This window comes from Pelomonas nitida, from assembly GCF_043555975.1.
Lineage (GTDB): Bacteria > Pseudomonadota > Gammaproteobacteria > Burkholderiales > Burkholderiaceae_C > Pelomonas > Pelomonas nitida.
This window is the reverse complement of record NZ_JBIGIA010000040.1, coordinates 1-1,180: the sequence shown is the minus strand read 5'-3', so window position 1 is coordinate 1,180 and position 1,180 is coordinate 1. Positions and strand designations below refer to the sequence as shown.

Here is a 1,180-nt window from a genome sequence, read left to right as displayed (position 1 = left end):
TGGCCGCGTTTGGCAAGCTGCGCATCCGGTTTGAGCGCGCCGTCGAGACTCATGTGGCGCTGTTGAGCTTGGCCTGCTGCGTCATCTGTTGTCGCGCCTTGCCGGAATTTTGTTAGCGGCTCTAAGCGTCCGTAATCTCAGGCATCCCCGCGGTAGTCACGAACGGTGGCCGTTGATGACGGGGCGGGCATTGGCTTCAAAATCGGCCAATGGATCGTGAGGACGTATACAGGCGCGTGACCGAGACTGCGGAGCGGTTTGGTGCTGGGAACCCACAGCAGATCAAGTTGCTTTGCTCGCAGCTCTCCGCAGCGCCGCCTGACGAGTTGCTCTCGGGGCTGCTTCTGGTGGTCTCTCGGTGCGACCCTGCTGCGCCGAACTATCAGCCCCAGGAACTCGCGGGACGGATTCTTGCGGCCTTGCGCCCCAAGGCCAAGGTCGACTTGGCGCGGTGTCTGCGGGAAATCTTGCCCACCTACAACGCGAGCATCGAGCAGATACCCCAATACTTTGAAAGCCGCTGCGGCAAGCTGCTCGTGCTCAACGAGCTTCACCTCATTGAATCTGAGAATCCGCAGACTCGCGCGGCGGCGTCGTCTCGGACGATGCGTTGGTGGTTGGGTGACTCGACATGATGCTGCCTGTGAGAACAGTCATCGTTGACTGCGCGGGCGTGCGGTCAGAAGCCGAGTTCTGGGAAAGGTACTTGCGCTTGACCGATGCCGAAGGGGCTGGCTACTTCGGTCGCAATCTCGATGCGTTCTGGGATGCGCTGAACGGTGCCCCCGGATGGCCTGGCGAGTGCGAACTGCTGTTCACTAACGCCGCCAGCTTGGCCGAGTTCCGCAACGGCAGATTCCTAGAGGGTTTGCAGCGCATTGCTGACGAGTCGGACCTTGTCAGGGTGGTTCTGTCGTAGGAGGCTTGTGCCACCTATGTGCCAAACGTGTGCCAGAAGGGCCCCGTTGCAGGTCCACAAAGGCTGTGTTTGAATGCGTTCTGCCTCATCCGAGGCAGACATTGGTGGCACAGAAACAAGAAGCCCGCGAGGGGCTAAGAGCCGCTAACAAAATTCCGGCAAGGCGCGACAACAGATGACGCAGCAGGCCAAGCTCAACAGCGCCACATGAGTCTCGACGGCGCGCTCAAACCGGATGCGCAGCTTGCCAAACGCGGCCAG

At 60.6% G+C, this 1,180-nt stretch carries 2 protein-coding genes and 2 pseudogenes; 3 read left to right on the top strand and 1 reads right to left on the bottom strand.

What is annotated here, in order from left to right; all coding sequences use genetic code 11:
* From ACG00X_RS24010 to ACG00X_RS24000, 3 genes and pseudogenes are all read left to right on the top strand, one after another.
* Positions 1 to 116: pseudogene (locus tag ACG00X_RS24010) on the top strand (IS5/IS1182 family transposase); the annotation flags it as partial.
* Positions 117 to 209: 93 nt separating this feature from the next.
* Positions 210 to 635 carry a hypothetical protein gene (locus ACG00X_RS24005; RefSeq protein ID WP_394492341.1) on the top strand — a complete coding sequence of 142 codons (426 nt, stop codon included), beginning with the start codon at positions 210 to 212 and terminating at the stop codon, positions 633 to 635.
* The gene (locus ACG00X_RS24000) at positions 632 to 919 is read left to right on the top strand and encodes a barstar family protein (RefSeq protein WP_394492339.1); all 288 of its coding nucleotides are present in this window, start codon (positions 632 to 634) and stop codon (positions 917 to 919) included. The genes ACG00X_RS24005 and ACG00X_RS24000 overlap by 4 nt, the downstream gene beginning before the upstream one ends.
* 144 nt (positions 920 to 1,063) lie before the next feature.
* Here the strand turns inward: ACG00X_RS24000 and ACG00X_RS23995 are convergent.
* A pseudogene (locus ACG00X_RS23995) lies at positions 1,064 to 1,180 on the bottom strand (IS5/IS1182 family transposase); the annotation flags it as partial.